The organism is Paenibacillus sp. PsM32 (genome assembly GCF_030433815.1).
Lineage (GTDB): Bacteria > Bacillota > Bacilli > Paenibacillales > Paenibacillaceae > Saccharibacillus > Saccharibacillus kyungheensis.
Genome location: NZ_JARUWY010000075.1, coordinates 1 through 230, shown reverse-complemented (window position 1 = coordinate 230; position 230 = coordinate 1). Strand labels below are relative to the sequence as shown.

The window sequence follows — 230 nt, the reverse complement described above, 5'->3', positions numbered from 1 at the left end:
GCATAGGTCGCCTTTGAGCCGTTGAAGGTCGGATCAATGTACGAAATTATGAGAATAACGAAGGAAAACGTGTCTATGTCAATGATGTGATCGCGGATAATGTTCGATTCCTAGAATCCTGTCGTGACGGCGCAAATAGCAACAGTGGAGGGAAGCGTGATGTATCCTCCTATGGTAGCGGTCATTGTGGGAATCAAAGTAGTAATGGTGGAGCACGTTATCACCAAGAT

General features: G+C 45.7%; 1 pseudogene. It reads left to right on the top strand.

Annotated elements, in window-relative coordinates:
- Positions 1-17: 17 nt before the first annotated feature.
- Positions 18-230 (top strand): annotated as a pseudogene (locus QCD85_RS23750) (single-stranded DNA-binding protein); the annotation flags it as partial.